This window comes from Desulfuromusa ferrireducens (genome assembly GCF_055389805.1).
Window position 1 is genome coordinate 1 of sequence record NZ_AP042415.1, and the last position, 22,971, is coordinate 22,971.

A 22,971-nucleotide genomic window follows, 5' to 3' on the forward strand; every position below is an offset into this window, starting at 1 on the left:
AGTTATACTTAATACCGTCCCACCCGTCAATACTTTTCTTCAGGAAAACCAAGCTATTTTTAACCATACCCGCAAACTACCAATTTAGCGCGTTTCTCCCCCCTGTCAAGCCGACACAAATCGCGAGAAGCGGCGATTACCAACCGGGACAATTCGTTCTTCTGTAATTCCTGCCCCAAAACCAGCAGCAGTAATTCTTTCACCATCAAGAAAAGCAAAACGCCCTAAAACCATCGGTCTCAAGGCGCTCTACCTGCAAAAATAATTCATTTCACAGAAATAATGGGGCGGTGGCAGGAAAGGTCTCGAGCACAATCACACCGCCTCGACAATATAGTAATTTTTCTTGCCCTTCTGAATCAGTAGGTATGAGCCATTGATCAGATCCGCCCCGGTCACCAGGTATTCCTGATCGGTCAGCTTGGCTTTATTCAGACTGAGCCCGTTCCCCTTGATCGTACGGCGCAGCTCACCTTTAGATGGAAAAGCTGCTGTTTCCGTAGCAAGCAGCTCAACGACGGGCACACCGGAATCGAGCTTGGCACGGTCGACTTCATAGGTCGGCACCCCCTCAAACACCGACAGGAAGGTCTCCTTATCGAGGTTTGCCAGACTTTCAGTCGTGGCTTTGCCAAAAAGAATCTCCGAAGCCTCCACAGCCTTGTTGTATTCAGCTTCATCGTGGACCATGCAGGTGACTTCTTTTGCCAGACGCTTCTGCAACGGTCGCAGGTGCGGTGCAGCGTCCTGCTCTTTGACCAGCACTGCCACTTCTTCCCTGCTTAAGAGCGTGAAGATTTTAATGTACTTCTCGGCATCAGCGTCAGAGACATTGAGCCAAAACTGGTAAAACTTGTATGGCGTCGTCAATTTCGGATCGAGCCAGACGTTGCCGCTTTCGGTCTTTCCAAACTTGCCACCATCTGCCTTGGTGATGAGCGGACAAGTCAGGGCAAAGGCTTCGCCGCCTTCCTTGCGGCGGATAAGCTCCGTTCCGGTTGTAATGTTCCCCCATTGGTCCGAGCCACCCATCTGCAACCTACAGTTCTTCTCACGGTACAGATGTAAAAAATCGGTCCCCTGAACCAACTGATAGGTAAATTCGGTAAAGGACAAACCCATCTTGGACTCTTCACCAAGACGTTTTTTGACGCTGTCCTTAGCCATCATGTAGTTGACCGTAATATGCTTGCCGATATCGCGGATAAACTCGAGAAAACTAAAATCCTTCATCCAGTCGTAATTATTGACCAGCTCGGCGGCATTGGCGGCATCCGATTCAAAATCGAGAAACTTCGCCAGCTGTTTTTTTAAACATGCCTCGTTATGATGGAGGGTCGGCTCGTCGAGCAGGTTGCGCTCTGCCGACTTCCCCGACGGGTCGCCGATCATCCCAGTCGCCCCGCCGACAAGCGCGATCGGCTTATGGCCGGCAATCTGGAAATGCTTGAGCATCATCACGCTGACCAAATGGCCGATATGCAGTGAATCAGCAGTCGGATCGATCCCAACGTAGGCCGATGTCATTTCTTTCTGTAGCTGCTCGTCCGTCCCGGGCATGATGTCGTGGATCATGCCGCGCCAAGTCAATTCTTCGACAAAATTCATTTTCAATACTTATCTATAGAATGAGGTTTAGGATTTTACGGATTTTTCCTGGATGCGTTCTATCGCCTCACAGCAGCCAGTCTCTTCGTTAATGCTCAGCACCACAGCACAAAGCTGCGGGTCTTTTTTCGCCACCTCCAAACGCACCGGAAGCTGAGTCAAGAAACGCTGCAGTGCGGGCTCTTTCTGATTACCGATGATCGCATCCTGACTGCCGGTCATGCCGACATCGGTCAGGTAGCCGGTCCCACCGGCCAGAATCCGCTCATCAGCAGTCTGCACATGGGTGTGGGTGCCGACCACCGCTGAAACCTTGCCGTCCAGATAATGTCCGAGTGCCTGCTTCTCACTGGTTGCCTCCGCGTGAAAGTCAACAAAGATGATTGGTGTCTCTTTACGCAAGTCAGCAACCAACTCGTCGGCCGCACGGAACGGACAGTCGAGATTCTTCATAAACACCCGGCCTTCAAGGTTCAACACCCCAACCTTGATCCCAGCAGCGGTCTCGTAAACGCCGTCGCCACGCCCCGGCAAACCGGGGGGATAGTTAGCCGGCCGCAACAAGCGACCATCCCGGTCCAGAGAATCGGTGATTTCCTTCTTGTCCCAGATGTGATTACCACTGGTCACCACATCGACCCCGGCATCGAACAGTTCGCGCAACACCGACACAGTCAAACCATAACCGGCGGCAGCGTTCTCACCATTAGCAATGACCAGATCGATCATCTGCTTGTCGATTATGCGGCCCAGTTGTTCAGCCAACACCTTGCGCCCGGCACGGCCGACTATATCTCCTATAAACAACAGCTTCACGCTGTACTCTCCCAATATAAAAGCAGGACCCGCCCACCATTCTCAACAGACGGAGAAAGTAGCACGAGTCCTGCGTGTGGTAAATAAATTGTTCGCGGCGACTTATTTTGCGTATTCGACGGCGCGGGTCTCACGGATAACATTGACCCGGATCTGTCCGGGATAGGTCATCTCATGTTCGATCTTCTGTGCAATATCCTTGGCCAGGACATGCGAGTGACTATCGGAAATTTCGTCACTGGCAACCATCACGCGAATCTCACGACCGGCCTGAATGGCAAAGCAACCGGTAACACCACTAAAGGATGTCCCGATCTGCTCCAAATCACGCAAACGCTTAACGTAAGTTTCCAAGGTTTCGCGGCGCGCACCGGGACGAGCGCCCGAAAGTGCATCTGCTGCCTGCACCAGAATCGCCAACACCGTATCAGGCTTCTCATCCTCGTGGTGAGCAGAGATGGCATGAACTATCTTTGCCGACTCCCCATACTTGCGGGCCAGATCACCGCCATTGACAGCGTGCGACCCTTCCAGCTCATGACTGACCGCCTTGCCAATATCGTGAAGCAGTCCGGCACGTTTGGCCTGCTTCACGTTGATCCCCAGCTCAGCAGCCATCATGCCACAGAGGAAGGCGACCTCGATGGAGTGGACCAAAACGTTCTGACCGTACGAGGTCCGATACTTGAGCATCCCGAGCAGGCGGATGATTTCCGGATGGATTCCGTGCACACCGACATCGAAGGTTGATTGCTCACCAGCTTCGCGGATCGACTCATCAACCTCTTCACTGGCCTTTTCGACCAATTCTTCGATGCGTGCCGGATGAATCCGACCATCAGCAATCAAACGCTCCAGAGCGATTCTAGCCACCTCACGGCGAATCGGATTGAAGCCGGAAATAACAACCGCCTCAGGGGTATCATCAATAATCAGGTCGATTCCGGTGGCCGCCTCGATAGCACGGATATTCCGCCCCTCGCGACCAATTATTCGGCCTTTCATCTCATCTGAAGGCAACGGCACGACACTGACCGTTTTTTCAGCAACAAAATCTCCGGCATAACGCTGAATAGCCAGAGCCATAATCATTTTGGCTTTGCGATCGGCAACTTCGCGGGCCTCTTCTTCGATCTTCTTGATATCTTTCGCTGCGTCATGGCGAGCCTCGCTCAACATAGCATCAAGCAATTGCTGTTTGGCTTGCTCACCGCTCATACCGGAGATTTCCTCAAGTTGAGTCCGCTGCTGCGCGTGCAGTTGATCAATCTCAGCCGTCTTCTGCTGCAACTGGTCACCCTGCTGACGCAACTGATTCTCTTTTTTATTCAGGTCATCACTACGCTGCTCAATCTGATCCTGCTTACGATCAAGGTTCTCATCTTTTTGCTGTAGTCGATTTTCCTGCCCTTGAATTTCCTTGCGCAACCCGCGGGCTTCCTTCTCCCAATCATCCTTAGCCTGCAGAACGACGTCCTTGGCCTGAATGGTTGCTTCCTTACAAATTGTTTCCGATTCTTTGCGCGCATCTGCAATAAGTTGTTCCGCTGCGACCTTGGCATTCGAAATTGTCGATTCCGACAGCTTTCGACGCAGCAACATGCCGAGAAAGACTCCAGCCGCCAAAGCGACCAGAACCACAATAATCATCAAAAGATCCATCTGCACGGTAAGTTCCTCCCTTTGCAGAGTTTATGGTGAACCTGCCACATTTTTATGGCAGGGGATAAGTCGTTTTTCCGTCACAATATAGTCAAGCGCCTGATCATGTCCTTCGACCGGCAAGACCGCGCAAAGCTGAAAGTCATAACAGAGCCCAACGCTGACCGCCGCTTGTTCAAATCGGGAGAGCTCACGATCGTAAAAGCCCTTTCCGTACCCGAGTCGATGGCCAGCCAGATCGAAAGCGATCCCAGGCACAACGACCAGATCTATCCCATCAACCGGGACCAAGGATCCACCCTGCGGCTCGGCGACACCGAATGCTCCCGGCAGCAAAGATTCAACAGAAGTCACCGCTACAAACTTCAGCGCATCGCCACAGACCCGCGGGTAACAGACCCGCTGCCCTTGCAACAGAGCAGCACTCAGCAATTGATCAGTCTGTACTTCATTGTTGACGGGGCTATAAAGAGCTAAAGTTTTAGCCCGAGAAAAACACTCGGATCCGATCAGTCGCTGTTGGACCGAATGGCCCAAACTCTGAGCCTCCGCAGTAGCAAGCTGCTTGCGGCGAGCCAACAGTTGCTGTCGTATTGCGTGTTTTCCCATGACGGAGAACTCCGGCGAACCGCAAGTTTCCAAGGCAGGAAGAATTTGGACGGGCAGGCATTAACTAAGAAAGAGACGAGATGGATGTTTGTACGCGCCCCGTGACGCATCTTGAAATTTAACCAATGAAACCACTACTATATCAACCAGGTAGAAAGACACATCAAAAACACGCTGCAGACGGTTAGTGATGAAACTTCTTTTCCCCCATAGGGGAGTTCCCCTGCGTGGTTCCTGAATCGGGACCTTAAACACCAGCCAAAGCCGATGTATCCATTCGAAAATACCGTACCAATCTATCTAAAAGCCCTGAAAAACAGGGTTGTTTTAATATCACTTTTTATCGCAATGGATAATAATATACTGCTCTTAATGCTTTTAGCAACCAGAAACCGCGCGCTCCAACTGGGAAATCAAATTCTGCAGTCGACAATTCTGCTGATCTTGTTGATCTCGCTCATCAACAAGCTGCAGATACTTGCCAGCAAGATTCAACAGGGTCAGGGCTGTCAAATCCCGGGTGTCAACGGTCCGCCCAGCGGCCGTCTCAGCTAGCATCTCGGCGACAAAGTCGGCTACCCGCTGAACCTGCTCTTCGGACTGTTGACTGCGCAGGGAATAATCGCGACCAAGAACTTTTACCTGAATAGTCCGGCTCAAGTGTCCTCCAATTTCAAACTGTCAAGACGAGTTAGGACTTGCTCTACCTCACCCAGCAACATAACTTTCTCCTGTTGCCAGGCGATCTTTTCCTTTTTCAGCAGGCGACATTCCTGCTCCAAACAACGATTCTGTTGGAGAATTTTATCTACAGTAACTTCTAAACGGTCCAGCAAAACATCTTGCATGACAAAATCCTTTTCGATCCGGACTCCTGGCAGACAGAACCCAAGGCAACATCAACAGCTAGTCAAAAAGGGCCGACACGAACATTTGCGGATCAAAGGGGCGCAGATCATCAACCCCCTCACCAATACCGACAAAACGGACCGGCACTTCCAGTTCCGCAGCAATTGCTACCACAATCCCTCCCTTGGCAGTCCCGTCCAACTTGGTCAGAGCGATACCGTCCAACTGCACCGCCTCGTTAAAAAGCTTGGCCTGGCTCAAGGCATTCTGCCCGGTAGTCGCGTCAAGAACCAGCATCGTTTCGTGCGGAGCACCGGGAATTTCGCGATCCAATATCCGATGGAGTTTCTTCAGTTCCTCCATCAGGTTGACCTTGGTGTGCAAACGACCAGCGGTGTCAAGAATCAGCACGTCCGCCTTGCGCGCCACTGCTGCCTTGGCGGCATCAAAAGCAACCGCCCCAGGATCAGCCCCTTCAGAATGTCGCACAACCTCGACGCCAGCGCGCTCACCCCAGATTTGTAACTGCTCCGCCGCAGCAGCGCGGAAGGTATCACCGGCACCAAGAACAACCTTCTTGCCGTCCTTGGCCAATTGATTCGCCAACTTACCAATGGTGGTCGTTTTGCCGACCCCATTGACGCCGACAACCATAATAACAAACGGACTCGCCGTACTGACATCGAGCGGCTTGCTCTCAATTTGCAAGATACTTCTCAGTTCGTCCATCAGAACCTGACGAACTTGCTCCGGCGTCTCCAGAGTCCCCTTGGCGTGACCAGCCTCCAAAGTGCCGATCAACTTCTGAGTTGTCGGCATCCCCAAGTCGGCGGTAATCAGGATCTCTTCCAGTTCTTCGATCAGATCCTCGTCAACCTTGCTCCGTCCACGCAACAAACTATCAACGCGCCCAACCAGCGATGACTGGGTTTTTGCCAATCCGCGTTTGAGCTTCTCAAACAGGCTGAGCGGTTCTGGTTCTGGTTCAACTTCTGGTTCAACTTCTGGTTCAACTTCGGCTTCAACTTCGGCTTCAACTTCGGCTTCAACTTCGGCTTCAACTTCGGCTTCAACTTCGGCTTCAACTTCGGCTTCAACTTCGGCTTCAACTTCGGCTTCAACTTCGGCTTCAACTTCGGCTTCAACTTCGGCTTCAACTTCGGCTTCAACTTCGGCTTCAACTTCGGCTTCAACTTCGGCTTCAACTTCGGCTTCAACTTCGGCTTCAACTTCGGCTTCGGCAATAGCCTTCTTTTTGCGCTTGGCCTTCTTGCCCGGCCGCCGCAAAACCGCCAGCAGACTTAAAATGACAAAAAGGACAACCAGAACAGCACCCAGATAGACGAGGCCAAGGGCCCCAAGGGTCTGATATTCCTCAGGCACACCGGCCGTAGCCAGCATGCGTGACAGCTCAAAAATGAAAGAGTCGAACCAAGCAACAAATTGCCCAATCCATTGCAAAACATTTTTTTCAATCCATGGCATAAAATCTTCGCTTTTCACTTACAAATCTCCTATTTTCAGCGACACGGCTGAAATAATTCATTCAAATTCAGTGCGCAACTCGGCAACACAGCTGCGCATTTTAAAAGCGGCCCGACCGGCGATCGCTTCGGGACCCAAAGTCAACACCAGAAAATAGTCCACAGTCAGTGGGACAATCAAGGTTTTGTTTCTTCCGGTGCGAATTAAAACCTCTTCGAGTTCGCCACTGTCGGTCCTGTCCATGGCATCGCGCAGCAGATTCAGGATAATCCCTTTGTGCGCACCGAGCACCTTGATATCATACTCTTCCATCCGTGCCACATGATCGACCGACTCGCCTTCCCAATCGATAATGATGGCCCCAAGCGCGCCGGGAATATCTTCCAACAAGCGATTCAATAACGACTTAAACGGCATAGTATCCTCTTACTTAAATTTCCCAAACAGACAAACCTAGGCAGTAACCGCCACCGGATCTTTTGCTGCCAATTGATCGTTCATCCGCACCGAAACCAACTTTGAGACCCCCGGTTCCTGCATGGTCACACCGTACATCGTATCAACAATCGCCATGGTCCGCTTGCTGTGAGTGATGATAATGAATTGCGACTGCGCGGTCATTTCTCGAACCATCTCGGCAAAACGATCGATATTGGCATCATCGAGCGGTGCGTCAACTTCGTCAAGCACACAAAACGGGGTCGGCTTGATCAAAAACAGAGAAAAAATTAGCGCCACTGCGGTCAATGCCTTCTCACCACCGGACAAGAGGTTAATCTGCTGCAAACGCTTACCCGGTGGTTGGACAATAATATCGATGCCAGTCTCCAGCAGGTCATCCTCGTCGGTCAAGCGCAGTTCCGCCCGCCCCCCACGAAACAATCGGGGGAAGACCTGCTGAAACTTTTCGTTCACCAGCTCGAAGGTCTCTTTAAAACGTCGCCGAGTGGTGCGGTTAATCTGGTTGATGGCCTTTTGCAGGTCATTCAGTGATTGCTGCAGATCATCCCGCTGCTGGCAGAGAAAATCGTAACGTTCTTCCTGTTCGCGATACTCGTCGATCGCCATCAGATTGACTTCGCCGAGAGATTCAATCCGCTTCTGCAACCGTTTCAGTTGCTGTTGCTGTCGATCCAATTCATCTTCGGTCGCCTCCGGCACTTGGTGCTCCAGCAGGTCGACACGATAACGCTCAAGCACCCCCTGACGGACATGCTCGGCATCCACCTGCAACTCGCGATGACGCAACTGCAATCGGGCCACTTCCTTGCGCAGCACTTCCGCCTCGGAGCGGACCGCGCGCAACTGCTCGCGATATTCGTCCAGTTCGGTGCGTTGCTGTTCGTAACGTTCGCGCACCACCAGGCTGGCCTTTTGCTGTTCTTCACGCCGGTCAAGCAACAAATCGAGTTCGACCCGCAAACGCTCGTCGTCCTGCAACAGCGTTTGCTGCTCTGCGCTGCCCGCAATTTGCCGCTGCTGCAACTGCGCGCTGCGCTGCTCCATCTCCTGTTGCTGACCAGCCAAGCGGGTCAGGGTGTCACCCAAACCACGCTGTTGCTGCAGCATAGCGGCCAACGCGACGCGACGCTCGGTCAACTCCTCGCGGCTGCCGTCCAACTGCTGACGCAACCGGGTAAGTTGCAGCTGGAGAGCGGCAGCCTGCTCCTCCCGCTGCTGCTGACGTTGATCTGACTGCTGACTGCCGTCGCACAACTCGATTTTTTCCTCTTCGAGCGCGGCCTGAAGTTCCTCGCCCTGCTCCAAATCGAAAGCGAGCAACTCGAGCCGCTCGGCAAGACGTACGGATTCCGCCTGCAGCCCCTGCCGATCCTTCCCCAATTCCATCGCCTGCAGCTCAAGGCGATGTCTATCACTGGCGGCAACCGCCTGTTCTTCCTCAATGCGTTCCAGCTCGTCGCGCAGCAGAGCAACCTCCTGTTGCCCCCGCGCGAACCTCTCGTCAAGCTGCGCAACCTCGTCGGCCAGCTCTGCCAGCTTGCGCTTCTTGCGCAACAAGCCGGAATCACTGACAACGGTTGCGCCGCCGGTCAATTCCCCGCGCCAACTGAGGCTACACCCCGCGCCATCGACCAGCAGCAGGCCCGCCGGCAAACTTTTGGCGGAGTAATCACTAACGGAGGCAACCAGATAGCTCCCCGCCAGCAACAGTTCAACCTGTTTCTCCATCCCGGACCTGGCCCTAACCAGATTACTCAGAGCGGTTCCGTCAGCAAAAGGTATCGTCGCTGCCGTTGCCGGCAGCAGTAATGTTGCCCGCTGCTGCTGTTCAAGCAAAAGCAGCAACGCCTCTTCCGCCTGTTCAGCACCGGCCATCGGCACCGCTTGCAAACGCTCACCCAGCGCCACCTCGACCGCCAGCTCATATTCCGAAGCAACATCAAACAGGTCGGCGGCAATCTGTGACCAACGATCTTTCTCCGCCAGCAAAACCCGCACCCCTTCGGCGTAACCATCGAGACTGCGTGCCAGCTCCTGCAGCGATTCCTGGCGGGAGCGGCTTTTTTCCAACTGCTGTCGAACCGCAGTCAAGGCGGCATCCCGCTCACCAACCTGCTGTCCCTTTTCCTGCCGTTGTTGCTGCAGATAACGGCTTTGCTCTACCTGCAGTTCCTGCTGCTCCTGAACCCCTTGCAAGCGCCGATCAAGTTCCTGTTGCTGCTCAACCAGCTGTTGCTGCTGTTCCTGAAAACGGATCGAGTCAGCCCGCACCTGTACGCGTCGATCGGCTTCTGCCTGCAAGCGCCGCTCGATCTCATCGCGACGGTTTGCCAGCCGACTCGTCGCAGAAAGCAATTCCATCAATTCGCGCCGATTGAATTCAAGGTGTGAATTCAGCTCCTGCTCCTGGGTCAGAAACAGCCGCAAGCCTTCTTCCTGCAGCTCAACATCCTGCTGCACAGTCTCCAGTCGGTCAGCGTAGCTGTTATCTTCCTGCTGCAACTGCTGATGTTCGGCCAGCAGCGCGGTCAGCCGTTCTGCCAGCAACGTCAACTCGGCCTGCAATTCCTGGTCTTGGTTCAACAGATGTTCGCGTTGCCGTGTGGCAAGCGTCAGCTCGCTTTCCACCCGTTGAATCTGCGAAGCAAGATGAAAAACCTGCTCCTGTGCCTGATTGAGATCGGCTTCGACAACCATCAGCTGTAACTGTTTTTCTTCCAGCTGCAGATCCCCGTCTTCCAAGCGCGCGTCAAGGCGGGCAAGAATAGTGGCCCGTTCCTTTTCCTGACTGATGAGCAACGCTATCTCAGCCTGCAGGGACTGGAATCGATTTCCGGTCAGACAGAGCTCAATCCGCTTTGCTTCGCCACGATAGTCACGAAACTGTTCGGCCCGCTGAGCCTGCCGCTTGAGGCTGCTGAGCTGGCGGCGCACCTCAGCGATAATATCGCCGAGGCGCACCAGGTTCTGCTTGGTGGCATCCATTTTCCGCAACGCGGTCTTTTTACGTGACTTAAACTTTGTTACTCCGGCGGCCTCTTCAATCAGGGCGCGCCGTTCTTCCGGCTTGGCGCTGACCAACATCCCGACCTTGCCCTGCTCAATAATCGAGTAGGCTCGCGCCCCAACCCCGGTATCCATGAACAGTTCGGTGATATCCAGCAGGCGGCAGGCGGTTTTATTGATCAGATATTCGCTATCACCACTGCGGTAGAGGCGCCGAGTAACCATAATCTCGGCATAATCTTTATAGGCAGGCGGGCAGATTTTGGCGCTGTTCTCGAAAACAATTGAGACTTGAGCCATGCCGTGCGGTTTGCGGCTCTCACTACCACCGAAGATAATATCTTCCATCGCCCGGCCACGCAGGTGGCGTGCATTCTGCTCCCCCATCACCCAACGAATGGCATCGACAATATTGCTTTTGCCACAACCGTTCGGCCCGACGACACCGGTAATCCCCTGCTGAAAATCGAGGGAGACCTTGTCGACAAAAGATTTAAAACCGAGGATATCGAGACGTTTGATTTTCATGCTGGCAGAACACAACCCCTGCGACAGACAAAGCCATCGGTAAAAGCACCTTTTCCCCGCCCGGAACAAACGGGCGCGTCATGGTATCAGGGGGCCAGTAGCATGTAAAGATGAGATCTCTGGAGACAACTATTGCCCCTTGCCGGGTACGGCGAGAGGCGCTATGATAATTCCGTTATTCGCCAGGCGCCACCAACAACTGAACCTCCCAGTCATCGGCATCCATGAAATCATCAACCGCAAAGTTTTTTCGCAGAACGATTTATCTGCTGCTACTGCTACTGGCAATCGCTGGCCTACTTATTGCCATCTTTCTCAACCAGCTCAACCTGGATGACTATCGCCAGGAGCTTGAACAGGAGCTGAGCAATACCCTCGCACAGCCGGTCCAGATTGGCCGCAGCGAACTGACTTTCAATAACGGGATTGCCCTGGCCTTTCAGGACCTGCGGATCGGCCCGCCAGAGGCCCTGCTTGCAGAGGTTCCACAGCTGACTGCAAACTTGCGGATTGCACCACTGCTTGATGGGCGAGTCATTTTCAACCGGGTGGAAATCAACAATCCCAGATTGCAGCTCTGGCTACCGCTCGACAGCAGCCCGAAGCAGGGAACCACCAACCAACTGACCGATAAGTTCGGTATCAGCGTCCTGACAATCCGCGGTGCCAGTCTGAAGGTCCATCAGCGGCAAAAAACCGGCTCCCGCCAACTGTTAAATCTGCAAAACTTGAACACCGAACTGCGTGGTTGGCAACCGAACCAAGCAACCAACCTGGTCGTTTCAGGGCAACTACAACAGCAACAACAACCGGCAAACTTCCTCATCGACTTCACCCTGCCTTCGTCACCGGACCCGGCAGTCTGGCGCAACGAGGAGTTACGCTATCAACTCGCCATCGACAATCTCGCCACCAGCGCCTTGACCACGGCAGAGCAACAGAAGCTACCGACCAACGTCAACTTGAGCATTTCCGCAACGGGCATCCCTGCCAAGGGCGCTCAACTCACAGCGGTCATGATTAACAGCCAAGGCGGGGAACCGCTGTTCGACCTCGCGGGTCGCTGGTCCTCATCAGCGGAACAAGAAGCGATCACCAAGCTAAGTGGCGAGCTACTCGGCCTGCCACTGGCGGGAGAATTCTACCTGCTGCGACAAAAGCAGCAGCAACTGCTGGCCGGACGATTTGGCGCTACAGACGTCACCCTGACCACCCAACTGCTGGAGCGCTGGCATATCCCAGGAGCAGACAAATTACAGGCCGGAAAGCTGGAGCGTCTGGAATTGATCCTGGAAAAAAACTGGCAAATGGATCAACCGATGAAAGGGCTACCCCGCATCGGCGCGGAGGTCACCCTCTCCAACCTGAAATGGGCAGGCAATAAGCTGCAACAATTAGACGGCTTTTCAGCCGTTCTGTCGCTTGAAGACCAGGTTCTCGACATCAAGGACGGCCAGCTGATCGCCAATCGGCAGCCAATCTCCTTTTCCGGACAGATAAAAAACCTGGTCGATGAGCCACAGCTCGACCTACAAATAAAACTACATCCCAACCTTACTGAACTGTTCGAACAAAGCAACCTGCCCAGCGGCTGGAAACTTTCAGGAACCCTGCCAACAACACTGGTACTGAACGGCCCGTTACTTCGGCCAGACTTCGTACTGCAGGCTGATCTCAGCAAGACGGAACTCGAGCTGGGTACGATCCTGCAAAAACCTGCCAACCAGCAAAGCAGCCTGCGACTCGAGGGGCTTGTCGATGCCGAACAGTTACAATTGGACCAACTGGAGTTGCAGCTGCCAGGGCTATCGATTACGGGAAATGGCTGTTTCTCGCACGACCCGAGCAGTAACTTCTTTCTCCTCGATATCGATCCGATCAACCTAGCCAGCCTCCAGTCGCACTCACCATTGCTGAAAAAACTGCAACTCCAGGGCACCCTGCACCCAACGGTGGAGCGCAGCGAGAGCGGCCTGAAAGGCGACCTGCTGTTAATCGATGTCGGCGCACATCTGAACAACATCGTCGGCGACCTCAATCGCACCAACGGCAAAATCGCTCTTGACCAGACCGGCCTGCACTTTCAGAATCTAACCGCCAGCTTCGGCAAATCCGACTTTGTCCTTAACGGACAACTCAACAACTGGCAACAACCACAACTCGATCTCAAGCTGCAAAGCGACCAGGTCAGAGCAAGAGACCTGATCTTCGCCAACCAGAAGCTCCGGCTCTACGACCTTAATGGCCAGTTGCAGATCGACCGCAACGGCATCAACTTCAACTCGGTTAAAGTCCGCCTGGAAAAAGACACTCTAGCGACCGTTACTGGCTCGGTGAACAATTTCAGCACCCCCCAGGTGACCCTCGATATCCAGGCGGAAAAAGGCAACATAGACCAAGTCATCGCACTGTTCGTTGGCCCGAGAAAAACCCATAAGGGCAAAAAAGTCGTCGACCACAAACCGATCCTCATCAGCGTAAAAGCCGCCCAAGGGACGATTGGCAATCTGCACTTTAACCATGCCGAAGGACTGATCAAAGACCACGGCGGTGTTCTCACCATCTACCCTCTGCACTTTCAAAGCGGTAACGGAACCTGCCAAGCACGGGTCGAGTTCGACCGTAACCAGCAAAACGGCTTGCTCAAGATCTCTGGTCATGCCGAAGACCTCGACGCTTCGGTTCTGCACCAGGATCTGTTCAAAAAGCGGGGCCTGATCAGTGGCAATCTGCGGGGGGATTTTTATCTCGAAGGAAGTCTTGCGGATAATAAGTTTTGGCACAATGCGATCGGCGGCATTGCACTTCAGGTTAAAGACGGGACACTGCGCAAATTCCGCAGCCTGGCCAGAGTTTTCTCCTTGCTCAATGTTTCGCAACTGTTTGCCGGAAAGCTTCCCGACATGGATCGCGAGGGAATGCCCTTCACGCTGCTTGAAGGGAGCATAAAGATCGCCAACGGCCGCGCCAAAACCGAAGACCTGCGGATTATCAGCCCAGCCATGAACATGTCGCTGGTCGGCAGCCAGAGTCTGCTTGAAGACAGCATCAACTACAACCTCGGCGTCATGCCGCTACGCACCGTTGATAAGATCATCACTTCAATCCCGATTGCCGGCTGGATTCTGACCGGCGAAGACGAGGCACTCCTGACCACTTACTTCAAGATTGAAGGCTCAGGGGAATCGCCCAAGGTCACTGCCGTACCGATCGATTCCGTCTCTAACACCGTCTTCGGCATCCTCAAACGGACCATCACCCTACCAGGCAAACTGAGCAAAGACATCGGCACCCTGCTCAGGGGTGAACCAAAAAAACAGGAAGAGCCGGCCAACTGACCGACTCTTCCTGTGTTCAGAACTTATCTTTTAGCTCTTTGTCAGACGGCGGGCTTATCACCAACATAAACGGTAGAGATGCCGAAGGTCAGATCGCAGTGCTGCAGACGCTGAAACCCGGCCGTTCCCATCATCTGCGAAAACTCTTCCTGGCTGGGAAATTCAATCACTGAATCGGGCAGATACTGGTAGGCGCTGCGCTTCGACAGCAGACCGCCGATTGCCGGCAGGATTTGTTGAAAGTAAAAATAATACAGCCGCCGGAAAAACTGACTGCGCGGCTGAGAGAATTCCAGAATAACTGCCCGCCCACCCGGCTTGAGCACCCGAAACATCTCTTCGAGGCCGGTCTGACGATCAACCACATTGCGAATGCCGAAAGCAATGGTGATCGCATCGAAGGTTGCGTCCGGGTGCGGAATCTCCTCGCAGGGAGCATTCACCAGCATGATCCGCGAACCATGCTCAGAAGCGTTCAGTTTCGGCTGCCCCTGAACCAGCATTCCCTGGGTAAAATCTTCGCCAACGATGGTTACCGACGGATCGGTCTGACTGGCGACTTCCAAAGCCACGTCGCAGGTCCCGGTGGCAATATCGAGGACCCGACCACCAGCCGGCACACTCAACTGACTGACGGCAAAACGCCGCCAACGGCGATCGATACCTAAGGAGAGCAGGCGATTAAGCAGATCGTAGCGATGCGAGATATCATCAAACATCTGGCGCACCCCACGCCCCTTCTCGGATAATTGAAACATGGACAAACTCCTGATCAGCCTATATAAACAATTCTGCTACGGCTAAAGCCCGGCAGACAACGTCACTCGGTGCCTGTTTCTAGCATAGAGTTGACACAGGTCCAACAAAAATCAGTTGTTTCACCCTGCTTCAAAAGCGGAGCATAACTCACATTTCCACCAAAAGAGCCCAACCAAACATGTCGACCACAAACCGAACACAGCTCCCTGTTGCCGTCTGTGCAGCAGTCATCGAACATCAGGGTAAAATCCTGATAACCGAGCGCCCCAGCAACAAACAACAGGGAGGCTTTTGGGAATTCCCCGGCGGCAAGATCGAGCCGGGCGAATCGCCACATCAATCATTAAAAAGAGAAATCCGCGAAGAACTTGATATTCAGATCGGCATTGGTCCGCTGTTGGAAACGGTTTACCACCATTATGCCTGGGGCAGCGTACTGATTATTGCCTACCTCTGCAGCTGGCAGGAGGGAGAGATCAAACATCTGGAAGTCGCAAACCACGCCTGGGTCGATGCAAACGAACTAAACGGCTACCGGATACTCCCCGCTGATCAGCCAATCCTCAACAAACTATGCAGCCGCCAGGCGCAATAGCGATAAACCACCCTGCCTACTGCCCGACCGATGACACAGCCAAGCATCAGCCCTTAAATAATCAATCAAATACCATTCTACCTAAAACACCCAACCCAAAACCTAGCAAAGACAACTACCAACGACAACAAAGCCAACTCTCACGAATAATAATTTGACATAAATAAAACACTGTATTAGCCTGCGCTTGGCAGATTTCATTTAATTGCACGCTGGACAAACCGAAAACCGAGGAGGAGCGATTACGTGCCACGGCGCGAAAAGGGTTCATATTCTATCCAGTCAGTGGAAAACGCACTCGACCTGCTGGAAATCATGTGTAAGCTTGAAGGGAATGTCCGCATCTCCCAACTAAGCGAACAACTTGGCATGAACAAGACCAGCATATTCAGGTTGCTGGCAACATTCGAAAACCGTGGCTACGTCGAAAAAGAGCTTAACTCTGGCAAGTATCGGCTCGGCTTGAGCGCCTACGAGATGGGGCAGAAGTTACTGTCACACATGGTCCTGCTGCGCAAAGCAAAACCGGCAATCGAAAAGCTGGCTCGAAGCTGTAACGAAGCCATCTACCTGGCCGTCCCGCAAAACAATGAAATCCTGCTGCTCGACATGGTCGACACCACGCAACAGGTAAAGATTGTCCCCCTGCTCGGCAATCGCTATCCGATCAGTGGACCGTCCGCCGGACGGATCATTCTCGCTCACAGCAATAGTCATTTAAAATCCTGCAGCACAAGCTCCCTCTCCGGACTGGAGACGGAACTGCCCAGCATCCACAAGCAGGGCTACAGTTGTGACTTTGGTCAATTTGGTGAAGGGATCGCTTCAGCAGCAGTGCCGCTATTTGAGGAACAGGGGAACGTTGTCGGCAGTCTCTGTCTGATCGGACCTGAATTTCGCCTGTCGCAGGATAAATTGCGGCGGGAGATCCTCCCTCCACTGATCGATGCGGGCGTCGTCATCTCGTCGAAACTGGGCTACGTCAGTCACTTTATCGAAAATAATCGATAAATTATCCATTCGAAATAATAAATGGGTTGTCAGGCCCTACATCTTGCTTCATCCTGTTCGCTTATAATCAGTTATTCCCTGCAATCTATCAACACGTTTAGCTATCAGGAGGCTTGCGGATGGCCCCAAGGCAAAGAGTGCATGTCAACTTTTTCGCCCCATCTACTGACAGCATGAAGGCTGAAATTTCAGTTGTGCGCATCATTCTCGCCGTCTGGGCGTTTCTCAGTTTCGGCATTCCAGCCCTGATCTGGCTGGCCGGGCTGGGCGATCCCAGCGGACTCGGCGAATCGTTTATCACTCAGGACCGCAGTATCTTCGGCTTCCCCCTGCATTACTGGCTACTTGCCCAGGGATGCACGATCGGCTTCATCCTGCTCTGTAAACTTTACTGCATCCTCTGGGACCACTTGGTGACCCACCTGCAGCAGCGGGACGTTCAATCCCCCTCAGGTTCCGGGAGGGCCGATCGCCGATGAACAAACCAACCCGACGTTTTTTGCTGACGGCCATGATTCTGCTGCTGACCTGTGGCATTGCCTACGCCGCCGGAGAAGAAATTTCCCAGATCAAACCAGGCTTCAAGCTGATCCCGGCCATCATCATGGTCGCCCTGCTGTGTGTTTATATTGGGGTTGGATTTCTCTCCAAGGTGTCGACCACTTCGGGCTACTGGGTTGCCAGCCAGGGAATTGGCAAATTTGGCAACGGTGCGGCGATTGCTTCGGACTGGATGTCAGCCGCCTCCTTTATGGGGGTAGCCGGGCTGCTCTACTTAAAAGGCTGGTTCGGGCTGGGCTACATTATCGGCTGGACCGGTGGCTACGTGCTGCTACTCTGCTTAATTGCCGCCCAAATCCGCCGCTTCGGCAAATACACCATCCCCGAATTTCTTGGCGATCGCTACAACAGTCACGGTGTCCGCATGATCGCCGCCGCAGTGACCGTTATTATCGCCATCACCTACTCAACGGCACAATTCAAAGGGATTGGCTTAATCTGCGGCTGGATTTTTGGCATGGACTACACCATCTCGGTCTTTTTTGCTGCCGCCGTGGTCTGTCTCTATATGCTGATCTCCGGGATGGCCGGGGTGACCCGCAATCAGCAGATCCAATACGTCGTGCTGATCTCCGCGTTTTTGCTGCCGCTTTGGTTTTTGATGAAAAAAGCCGGCGGCGGTGGCATCCTCCCGCAATTGGAGTATGGTCGAATCCTTGGCGACCTGATGGAGGGCAAGACGGCCCTGGGTCAACTGGATCCCGAAGCGACGGAAATCCTCAAAAGGGATTACCTCCCGTGGGGAAACGGGGACTTCTACCACTTTGTCGCCCTGGTCTTTACCCTGATGGTCGGCACTGCCGGCCTGCCACATATCCTGATCCGCTTCTACACGGTAAAAAATGAAGACGTCGCCCGCAAATCCGTTCTCTGGGGTCTGTTTTTCATCAGCCTGCTCTACTGGGCCTCGCCAGTCTATGCCACGCTGGGCAAATACATGAATCCTACCGGTGGCGCAAAAGTAGCCGATGTCATCATTCTTTCCGCGCCTGAGACCGCTGAACTCGGCTCCGCCTTTATCGGCTACCTGGCCGCCGGAGCCTTGGCCGCCGGGCTGTCAACCGTGGCCGGGCTGCTGGTCGCCGGAGCCTCAGCGATTGCCCACGACTGGTACGCAACCATCTGGCGCCCCGATAGCTCCGACCAGCAAGCCTTGAGGGTCGGACGGATCGTCACCGCGATCCTTTGCCTGATCGTTGTCTACTTTGCTCTCAACCCGATCGCCCTGATCGCGCAGATCGTCGCCATGGCCTTTGCCCTGGCCGGCAACACCATTTTTCCGGTGGTCGTGCTCGGCATCTGGTATTCCAAGGCGAACAAGTACGGTGCATTGGCTGGCATGTGTTTCGGCCTCGGCATGACGCTGCTGGCAATGTTTGGCTGGAGTGCCGAAATTGCAACATTTCAGGGCGGCGGACTGTTGCCGGCAACCTCCAGCTCGCTGATCGTTTGCCCACTGGCCTTTTTGATCAATATTATTGTCTCCAATGTCATGCATGACAAGCTGGACGAAGAAACAATAATCCGCAGCGACAACATGCTGCGTAAAATCCACAACCTCCCCGAATACGTCGAAGAGCAAGAGCCCCAAGAGCGGCCCTTTATCTATTGACCGTTCCAAACACCGGGGCGGGCAAAGCGCGCATCCTTGCCTGCCCCGGCCACCATTCCCCGTCCGCAAAACAGTGACGGACAAACAGTATCCATTACTCATCACGAGCAAAAAGCGCGAAAAGGGTTTGCCGCTCCAAATCCATTGATGATAGAATCGGTTAGATCTCGTCTTTTTTCCACGACACCTTTAGAGGAGCACCTGCATGGGTATTATCCACCTCAAAGACAGCGAACCTTTTTGCCACCTCCCCGAGGCCCTGTTTCAGGAGTTACGTGAAAGTGCCGTCAAAAAGACATTTGAAGCCAATATCCACATCGTCAATCAGAATGATCTGCCCTCCGGTTACCTCTATGTCATCTTCGAGGGGATGGTAGAAATCACCACCACCGCTCCCGGCGGCGAAGAAATGGTGGTTGATTACCGCAAACAAGGGCAGTTTTTCGGCGGCACACCGATCTTTACCGGCGAGCCCTACACTGCCGGAGTACGCACTGTTACCACCACCACCTGCTACCTGATCCCGGACGCAGCACTAAAAAAAGTGGCCAAGGACTACCCGCAGGTCAGCGAATTTTTCACCCGCATGGTCCTGACCCGGGTCCGCAGCCTCTACGCCGACATTGTCAAGGAGCACACCAGTAACGCCGTCACCCAGATGGAGGCCTACCCGTTTAAAAAGCGGCTTTCCGAAATCATGTCCTCCCCGGTGGAAACCTGCCTGCAGACCACCACTGCCCGTGATGTGGCGCGCCAACTGACAGAGAAAGCCGTCAGTTCGGTGATGGTGATGGGGGACAATCTGCTGCCGATCGGCATCATCACCGAGCGTGACCTGATTGCCAAGGTTATCAGCCCCGACGCAACCGACTGCGGCACCATTACGGCGGCGGAAGTGATGACACCGCACCCCCACTTTGTTTCGCCAAAAACCTATATGTACGAGGCAATGGCGTACATTACGGCACATCGCATCAAACACCTGCCGGTGGTCGACGACAACCAACTGGTCGGCATGGTCACCATGCGTGAACTGATGCGCTACCGCAGCCAGAAAGCGATGCTGCTGGTCGGTTCGGTCAATGACGAAACAACCCTAGAAGGGCTGAGCGCGACCAAAAAAGAGATCCAGACGGTCGCCCGGGCACTGCTGACCGAAACCCATTCGACCCCGGAAGTGATGGAGATCATCTCCTACATCCATCACAGCATCATCAAAAAGACCTATCAAATCTGTTTTGCTGAAATGCTCGCCGAGGGCTATCGAAAACCGACCATCAAACACTGCTTTTTATTGATGGGTTCCGGTGGTCGCCGCGAAATGCTGCTCAATCCTGACCAGGATAATGGTTTCATCTTTGAGGATGTGCCCGATGAACGACTGCCGGAAATTGCCGAATTTTTCGGCCCCTTCAGCGAAAAACTGATTTCGGCGCTGGAAAAGGTCGGCTATCCCCTTTGCGAAGGCAAGGTGATGTGCAACAACCCGCTGTGGCGCGGGCGCTTGATCGACTGGCACAGGCGGATTCACGACTGGGTGCAGAACCCCGAGCCGCAGAAAGTCCGCTATTCGTCGATTTTCTTCGATTTTGTCTCCCTCGAAGGGGATTCGTCCCTCGCCCAAGCACTGCACGACATTGTGTTTTCCGAAATCCGCCGCTTTGAGGGCTTCCTCTACCACATGATGTCCCTCGACCTACGCTATAAAGTCCCGATTGGACTGCTCGGCCGTTTCCTGGTGAACAAAGAAGCGCCACACAAAGGCTGCCTGTCAGTCAAACAGGGCGGCAGCATCTACATCATCGACTGCATCCGCATGTTCGTTCTGGAAAAAGGGCTACAGCAAACCACATCTCAGGATCGGCTCAATGCCCTGGTTGAGCAGAAGGTATTTGAAACAGACACGGCCGAACATATCAAAGCGGCCCTCGAAGCACTTAATTTCCTGCGCTTGCGTAACGAGATCATGCTGGCTGAAAACGGACAGAAGCCGAGCCATTTTCTCGACCCCTCGCACCTCTCAAAAAGCGAGCAGGAATTACTTAAGGAAGCATTCCATGTGGTCAGCAAATTACAGGATGCCACCAAACGGCATTTCTCGAAATCCTATATCTGACCCCGAACCCGGCGGGACAGAGCTATGCGAAGACTGATCGTTTCCGGCATCCTGCTCTTGTCTCTGTGTGCCTGTGTCGAATTCGATTACTACCTGCACTCGGCAACCGGGCACCTGCAGGTGATGAGCAAACGCCAATCGATCAGCGAGCTGTTGAAACAAAAAAGCACCCCGCAACAACTGCAACAGCAACTGGGCCAGATCGCGGAAATTCGTGACTATGCCAGTCAAGCATTACTCTTGCCGGAAAATGACAGCTACCGGAGCTACGTCAAGCTCGATCGCCCCTACGTGGTCTGGAACGTGGTCGCCACGCCAGAGTTCTCTCTCGACCCGCTGCAATGGTGCTTCCCGGTCGCCGGTTGCGTCAACTACCGTGGCTATTTCGAGCAGGACAAGGCCAAACAGTTCGCCCACAGTCTTGATGAGCAGGTTTACGACACGACGATTGTCGGCGTGCCTGCCTATTCGACCCTCAACTGGTTTGACGACCCGGTATTGAGCACCTTCAGCAACTGGCCGACCCTGTCCATTGCCAAGCTGATCTTCCACGAACTGGCCCATCAGAAGCTTTACGTTCCCGACGACACCGTTTTTAACGAGTCCTATGCCTCGGCCGTAGAACAGTTGGGGATCGAACAGTGGTTAAAACAGACCGACGACCCACAAATGAAACAGAGCTACCGGGAACAAGAGCAGCGGCAACGACAATTCCATCTACTACTGCTGGCGACCCGAGTCAAACTGGAAAGGCTCTACGCCAGCCAACTGCCGAATAAGCAGAAACGCCAGCAAAAACAGGAGATTTTTGCTAGCATGCGACAACGCTATCAGCAGTTACGCAACAGCTGGAATGGCTACTCAGGTTATGATCCCTGGTTTAGTCAGCTCAATAACGCCCGCTTCGCCTCGGTTAATAGTTATCATCGCTGGGTCCCGGCGTTTAAACTGGCAATGAAACAAGAAAAATATGACTTGCAGGGATTTTATCGCCGCTGCCGATCGATCGCTAACCTCCCGGAGCAGCGGCGCCATCAACTCCTCGACCGGTTGACCGCGGATTTTCTTGCGGCGGCCAGAAAGAATGAAATGCTATGAGTATTCGCCTGACTGTCCTGTGTGAGAACAGCATCGAGCGCGTCAGTCCGGCCGGATTGATGGGCGAGCACGGGTTTTCCTGCCATCTGCAGACCGCACAGGGGAATTTTCTGTTCGATACCGGCGGGGGGCAAACGCTGCTGTCCAACGCCGACAAACTGGGCATCGACCTGCAACAGCTGCAAGGGGTTATTCTCAGCCACGGCCACCTCGACCACACCGGCGGGCTGCAGCAGGTCTTGCAGCAGCGGGAAAAAACCCCGGTCTTCGGCCACCCGGACCTATTTCTGCAGCGCCACAGCAGCAACGGCAATCAATTGCGCGCCATCGGCATCCCCTGGCAAAAAGAACAGCTGGAGAAAATGGGAGCGGATTTTCGGCTCGCCTCGGCCCCGCAAGAAATCGTCCCCGGGATTAGACTGTCTGGTGAAATCCCTAGAAACAATGAATTTGAAAATGGCGACCCGAATCTGGTAGTCACCTCAGAAGAAGGCAAAACGGAGACCGACCGCCTGGCCGACGACCTGTCATTGTTTATCGACAGCGATAAAGGCCTGATCATCCTGCTTGGCTGTGCCCACGCCGGGCTGCTCAATATTATTGAGCACGCCCAAAAAGTCACCGGGCAACAGAAAATCCACCTGCTGCTCGGAGGAACGCATCTGAAGTTCAGCAGTCAAACCCAACTAGAAAGAACTCTCGACCGGCTTGAAGCTCTGGATATCGACCGGATCGGCGTCTCACACTGTACCGGTCTGCAACAAGCCCAAAAATTGGCCGAACGTTTTGGCGAGCGTTTTTTCTTTGCCACGGTCGGGTGCGAGGTCCAGATTGAAGGATAACGTTGCGGGGTCGA

The 22,971-nt window shown here is 53.8% G+C and carries 18 protein-coding genes; 8 read left to right on the forward strand and 10 right to left on the reverse strand.

The genetic code is table 11. The annotated features are described in order from the left end of the window. Window positions 1-315: 315 nt before the first annotated feature. The 9 genes from tyrS to smc form a co-directional block, all read right to left on the reverse strand. Window positions 316-1,608 carry a tyrosine--tRNA ligase gene (tyrS, locus tag ACZ5PT_RS00005; protein WP_464264759.1) on the reverse strand — a complete coding sequence of 431 codons (1,293 nt, stop codon included), beginning with the start codon at window positions 1,606-1,608 and terminating at the stop codon, window positions 316-318. A 27-nt stretch (window positions 1,609-1,635) separates the two neighbouring features. Then, window positions 1,636-2,424, reverse strand: coding sequence for a TIGR00282 family metallophosphoesterase (locus ACZ5PT_RS00010; protein WP_464264760.1), 789 nt, complete (start codon window positions 2,422-2,424; stop codon window positions 1,636-1,638). 102 nt (window positions 2,425-2,526) lie between these two features. After that, window positions 2,527-4,086 (reverse strand): ribonuclease Y, encoded by a 1,560-nt coding sequence (gene rny / locus ACZ5PT_RS00015; protein ID WP_464266776.1) that lies wholly within the window; start codon window positions 4,084-4,086, stop codon window positions 2,527-2,529. 30 nt (window positions 4,087-4,116) lie between these two features. Next, a complete protein-coding gene (locus ACZ5PT_RS00020) occupies window positions 4,117-4,695 on the reverse strand; it encodes a 5-formyltetrahydrofolate cyclo-ligase (protein WP_464264761.1) in 579 nt (192 codons plus the stop codon). A gap of 378 nt (window positions 4,696-5,073) precedes the next feature. Then, window positions 5,074-5,355 carry a cell division protein ZapA gene (zapA, locus tag ACZ5PT_RS00025; RefSeq protein WP_464264762.1) on the reverse strand — a complete coding sequence of 94 codons (282 nt, stop codon included), beginning with the start codon at window positions 5,353-5,355 and terminating at the stop codon, window positions 5,074-5,076. Beyond that, the gene (locus ACZ5PT_RS00030; RefSeq protein ID WP_464264763.1) at window positions 5,352-5,543 is read right to left on the reverse strand and encodes a hypothetical protein; all 192 of its coding nucleotides are present in this window, start codon (window positions 5,541-5,543) and stop codon (window positions 5,352-5,354) included. The genes zapA and ACZ5PT_RS00030 overlap by 4 nt, the downstream gene beginning before the upstream one ends. A gap of 58 nt (window positions 5,544-5,601) precedes the next feature. Then, on the reverse strand, window positions 5,602-6,831 hold the full coding sequence (gene ftsY / locus ACZ5PT_RS00035; protein ID WP_464266777.1) for a signal recognition particle-docking protein FtsY: 1,230 nt from the start codon (window positions 6,829-6,831) through the stop codon (window positions 5,602-5,604). Window positions 6,832-7,086: 255 nt separating this feature from the next. Continuing rightward, entirely contained in the window at window positions 7,087-7,446 is a 360-nt protein-coding gene (locus ACZ5PT_RS00040) for a roadblock/LC7 domain-containing protein (RefSeq protein ID WP_464264764.1), read from the reverse strand. A gap of 36 nt (window positions 7,447-7,482) precedes the next feature. Next, window positions 7,483-11,025 carry a chromosome segregation protein SMC gene (smc, locus tag ACZ5PT_RS00045; RefSeq protein WP_464264765.1) on the reverse strand — a complete coding sequence of 1,181 codons (3,543 nt, stop codon included), beginning with the start codon at window positions 11,023-11,025 and terminating at the stop codon, window positions 7,483-7,485. A gap of 224 nt (window positions 11,026-11,249) precedes the next feature. Between smc and ACZ5PT_RS00050 the strand changes: the two genes are divergently transcribed. Continuing rightward, window positions 11,250-14,363, forward strand: coding sequence for a YhdP family protein (locus ACZ5PT_RS00050; RefSeq protein WP_464264766.1), 3,114 nt, complete (start codon window positions 11,250-11,252; stop codon window positions 14,361-14,363). Window positions 14,364-14,404: 41 nt separating this feature from the next. On the opposite strand, the gene ubiE is transcribed toward ACZ5PT_RS00050, so the two are convergent. Further along, window positions 14,405-15,121 carry a bifunctional demethylmenaquinone methyltransferase/2-methoxy-6-polyprenyl-1,4-benzoquinol methylase UbiE gene (gene ubiE, locus ACZ5PT_RS00055; RefSeq protein WP_464264767.1) on the reverse strand — a complete coding sequence of 239 codons (717 nt, stop codon included), beginning with the start codon at window positions 15,119-15,121 and terminating at the stop codon, window positions 14,405-14,407. 179 nt (window positions 15,122-15,300) lie between these two features. Between ubiE and ACZ5PT_RS00060 the strand changes: the two genes are divergently transcribed. The 7 genes from ACZ5PT_RS00060 (at window position 15,301) to ACZ5PT_RS00090 (ending at window position 22,957) form a co-directional block, all read left to right on the forward strand. Continuing rightward, a complete protein-coding gene (locus ACZ5PT_RS00060; RefSeq protein WP_464264768.1) occupies window positions 15,301-15,717 on the forward strand; it encodes a (deoxy)nucleoside triphosphate pyrophosphohydrolase in 417 nt (138 codons plus the stop codon). Between the two features lie 246 nt (window positions 15,718-15,963). Next, window positions 15,964-16,728: an IclR family transcriptional regulator gene (locus ACZ5PT_RS00065; RefSeq protein ID WP_464264769.1), complete on the forward strand. Its 765-nt coding sequence runs from the start codon at window positions 15,964-15,966 to the stop codon at window positions 16,726-16,728. 119 nt (window positions 16,729-16,847) lie between these two features. Next, window positions 16,848-17,207 carry a DUF4212 domain-containing protein gene (locus ACZ5PT_RS00070; RefSeq protein WP_464264770.1) on the forward strand — a complete coding sequence of 120 codons (360 nt, stop codon included), beginning with the start codon at window positions 16,848-16,850 and terminating at the stop codon, window positions 17,205-17,207. Beyond that, complete coding sequence (locus tag ACZ5PT_RS00075) at window positions 17,204-18,901, forward strand: VC_2705 family sodium/solute symporter (RefSeq protein WP_464264771.1); 1,698 nt, start codon at window positions 17,204-17,206, stop codon at window positions 18,899-18,901. The genes ACZ5PT_RS00070 and ACZ5PT_RS00075 overlap by 4 nt, the downstream gene beginning before the upstream one ends. A 205-nt stretch (window positions 18,902-19,106) precedes the next feature. Then, on the forward strand, window positions 19,107-21,017 hold the full coding sequence (locus tag ACZ5PT_RS00080; protein WP_464264772.1) for a putative nucleotidyltransferase substrate binding domain-containing protein: 1,911 nt from the start codon (window positions 19,107-19,109) through the stop codon (window positions 21,015-21,017). A 24-nt stretch (window positions 21,018-21,041) separates the two neighbouring features. Next, window positions 21,042-22,115 carry an aminopeptidase gene (locus ACZ5PT_RS00085; protein WP_464264773.1) on the forward strand — a complete coding sequence of 358 codons (1,074 nt, stop codon included), beginning with the start codon at window positions 21,042-21,044 and terminating at the stop codon, window positions 22,113-22,115. Continuing rightward, a complete protein-coding gene (locus ACZ5PT_RS00090) occupies window positions 22,112-22,957 on the forward strand; it encodes an MBL fold metallo-hydrolase (RefSeq protein WP_464264774.1) in 846 nt (281 codons plus the stop codon). The genes ACZ5PT_RS00085 and ACZ5PT_RS00090 overlap by 4 nt, the downstream gene beginning before the upstream one ends. The last annotated feature ends 14 nt before the right edge of the window (window positions 22,958-22,971 follow it).

Bases quoted from the DNA above. Each gene is read 5' to 3' on its own strand.
- tyrS (WP_464264759.1), bottom strand. From the start codon at position 1,608: ATGAATTTTGTCGAAGAATTGACTTGGCGCGGCATGATCCACGACATC.
- rny (WP_464266776.1), bottom strand. From the start codon at position 4,086: ATGGATCTTTTGATGATTATTGTGGTTCTGGTCGCTTTGGCGGCTGGA.
- ACZ5PT_RS00020 (WP_464264761.1), bottom strand. From the start codon at position 4,695: ATGGGAAAACACGCAATACGACAGCAACTGTTGGCTCGCCGCAAGCAG.
- ACZ5PT_RS00030 (WP_464264763.1), bottom strand. From the start codon at position 5,543: ATGCAAGATGTTTTGCTGGACCGTTTAGAAGTTACTGTAGATAAAATT.
- ACZ5PT_RS00040 (WP_464264764.1), bottom strand. From the start codon at position 7,446: ATGCCGTTTAAGTCGTTATTGAATCGCTTGTTGGAAGATATTCCCGGC.
- smc (WP_464264765.1), bottom strand. From the start codon at position 11,025: ATGAAAATCAAACGTCTCGATATCCTCGGTTTTAAATCTTTTGTCGAC.
- ACZ5PT_RS00050 (WP_464264766.1), top strand. From the start codon at position 11,250: ATGAAATCATCAACCGCAAAGTTTTTTCGCAGAACGATTTATCTGCTG.
- ubiE (WP_464264767.1), bottom strand. From the start codon at position 15,121: ATGTTTCAATTATCCGAGAAGGGGCGTGGGGTGCGCCAGATGTTTGAT.
- ACZ5PT_RS00060 (WP_464264768.1), top strand. From the start codon at position 15,301: ATGTCGACCACAAACCGAACACAGCTCCCTGTTGCCGTCTGTGCAGCA.
- ACZ5PT_RS00070 (WP_464264770.1), top strand. From the start codon at position 16,848: ATGGCCCCAAGGCAAAGAGTGCATGTCAACTTTTTCGCCCCATCTACT.
- ACZ5PT_RS00075 (WP_464264771.1), top strand. From the start codon at position 17,204: ATGAACAAACCAACCCGACGTTTTTTGCTGACGGCCATGATTCTGCTG.
- ACZ5PT_RS00080 (WP_464264772.1), top strand. From the start codon at position 19,107: ATGGGTATTATCCACCTCAAAGACAGCGAACCTTTTTGCCACCTCCCC.
- ACZ5PT_RS00085 (WP_464264773.1), top strand. From the start codon at position 21,042: ATGCGAAGACTGATCGTTTCCGGCATCCTGCTCTTGTCTCTGTGTGCC.
- ACZ5PT_RS00090 (WP_464264774.1), top strand. From the start codon at position 22,112: ATGAGTATTCGCCTGACTGTCCTGTGTGAGAACAGCATCGAGCGCGTC.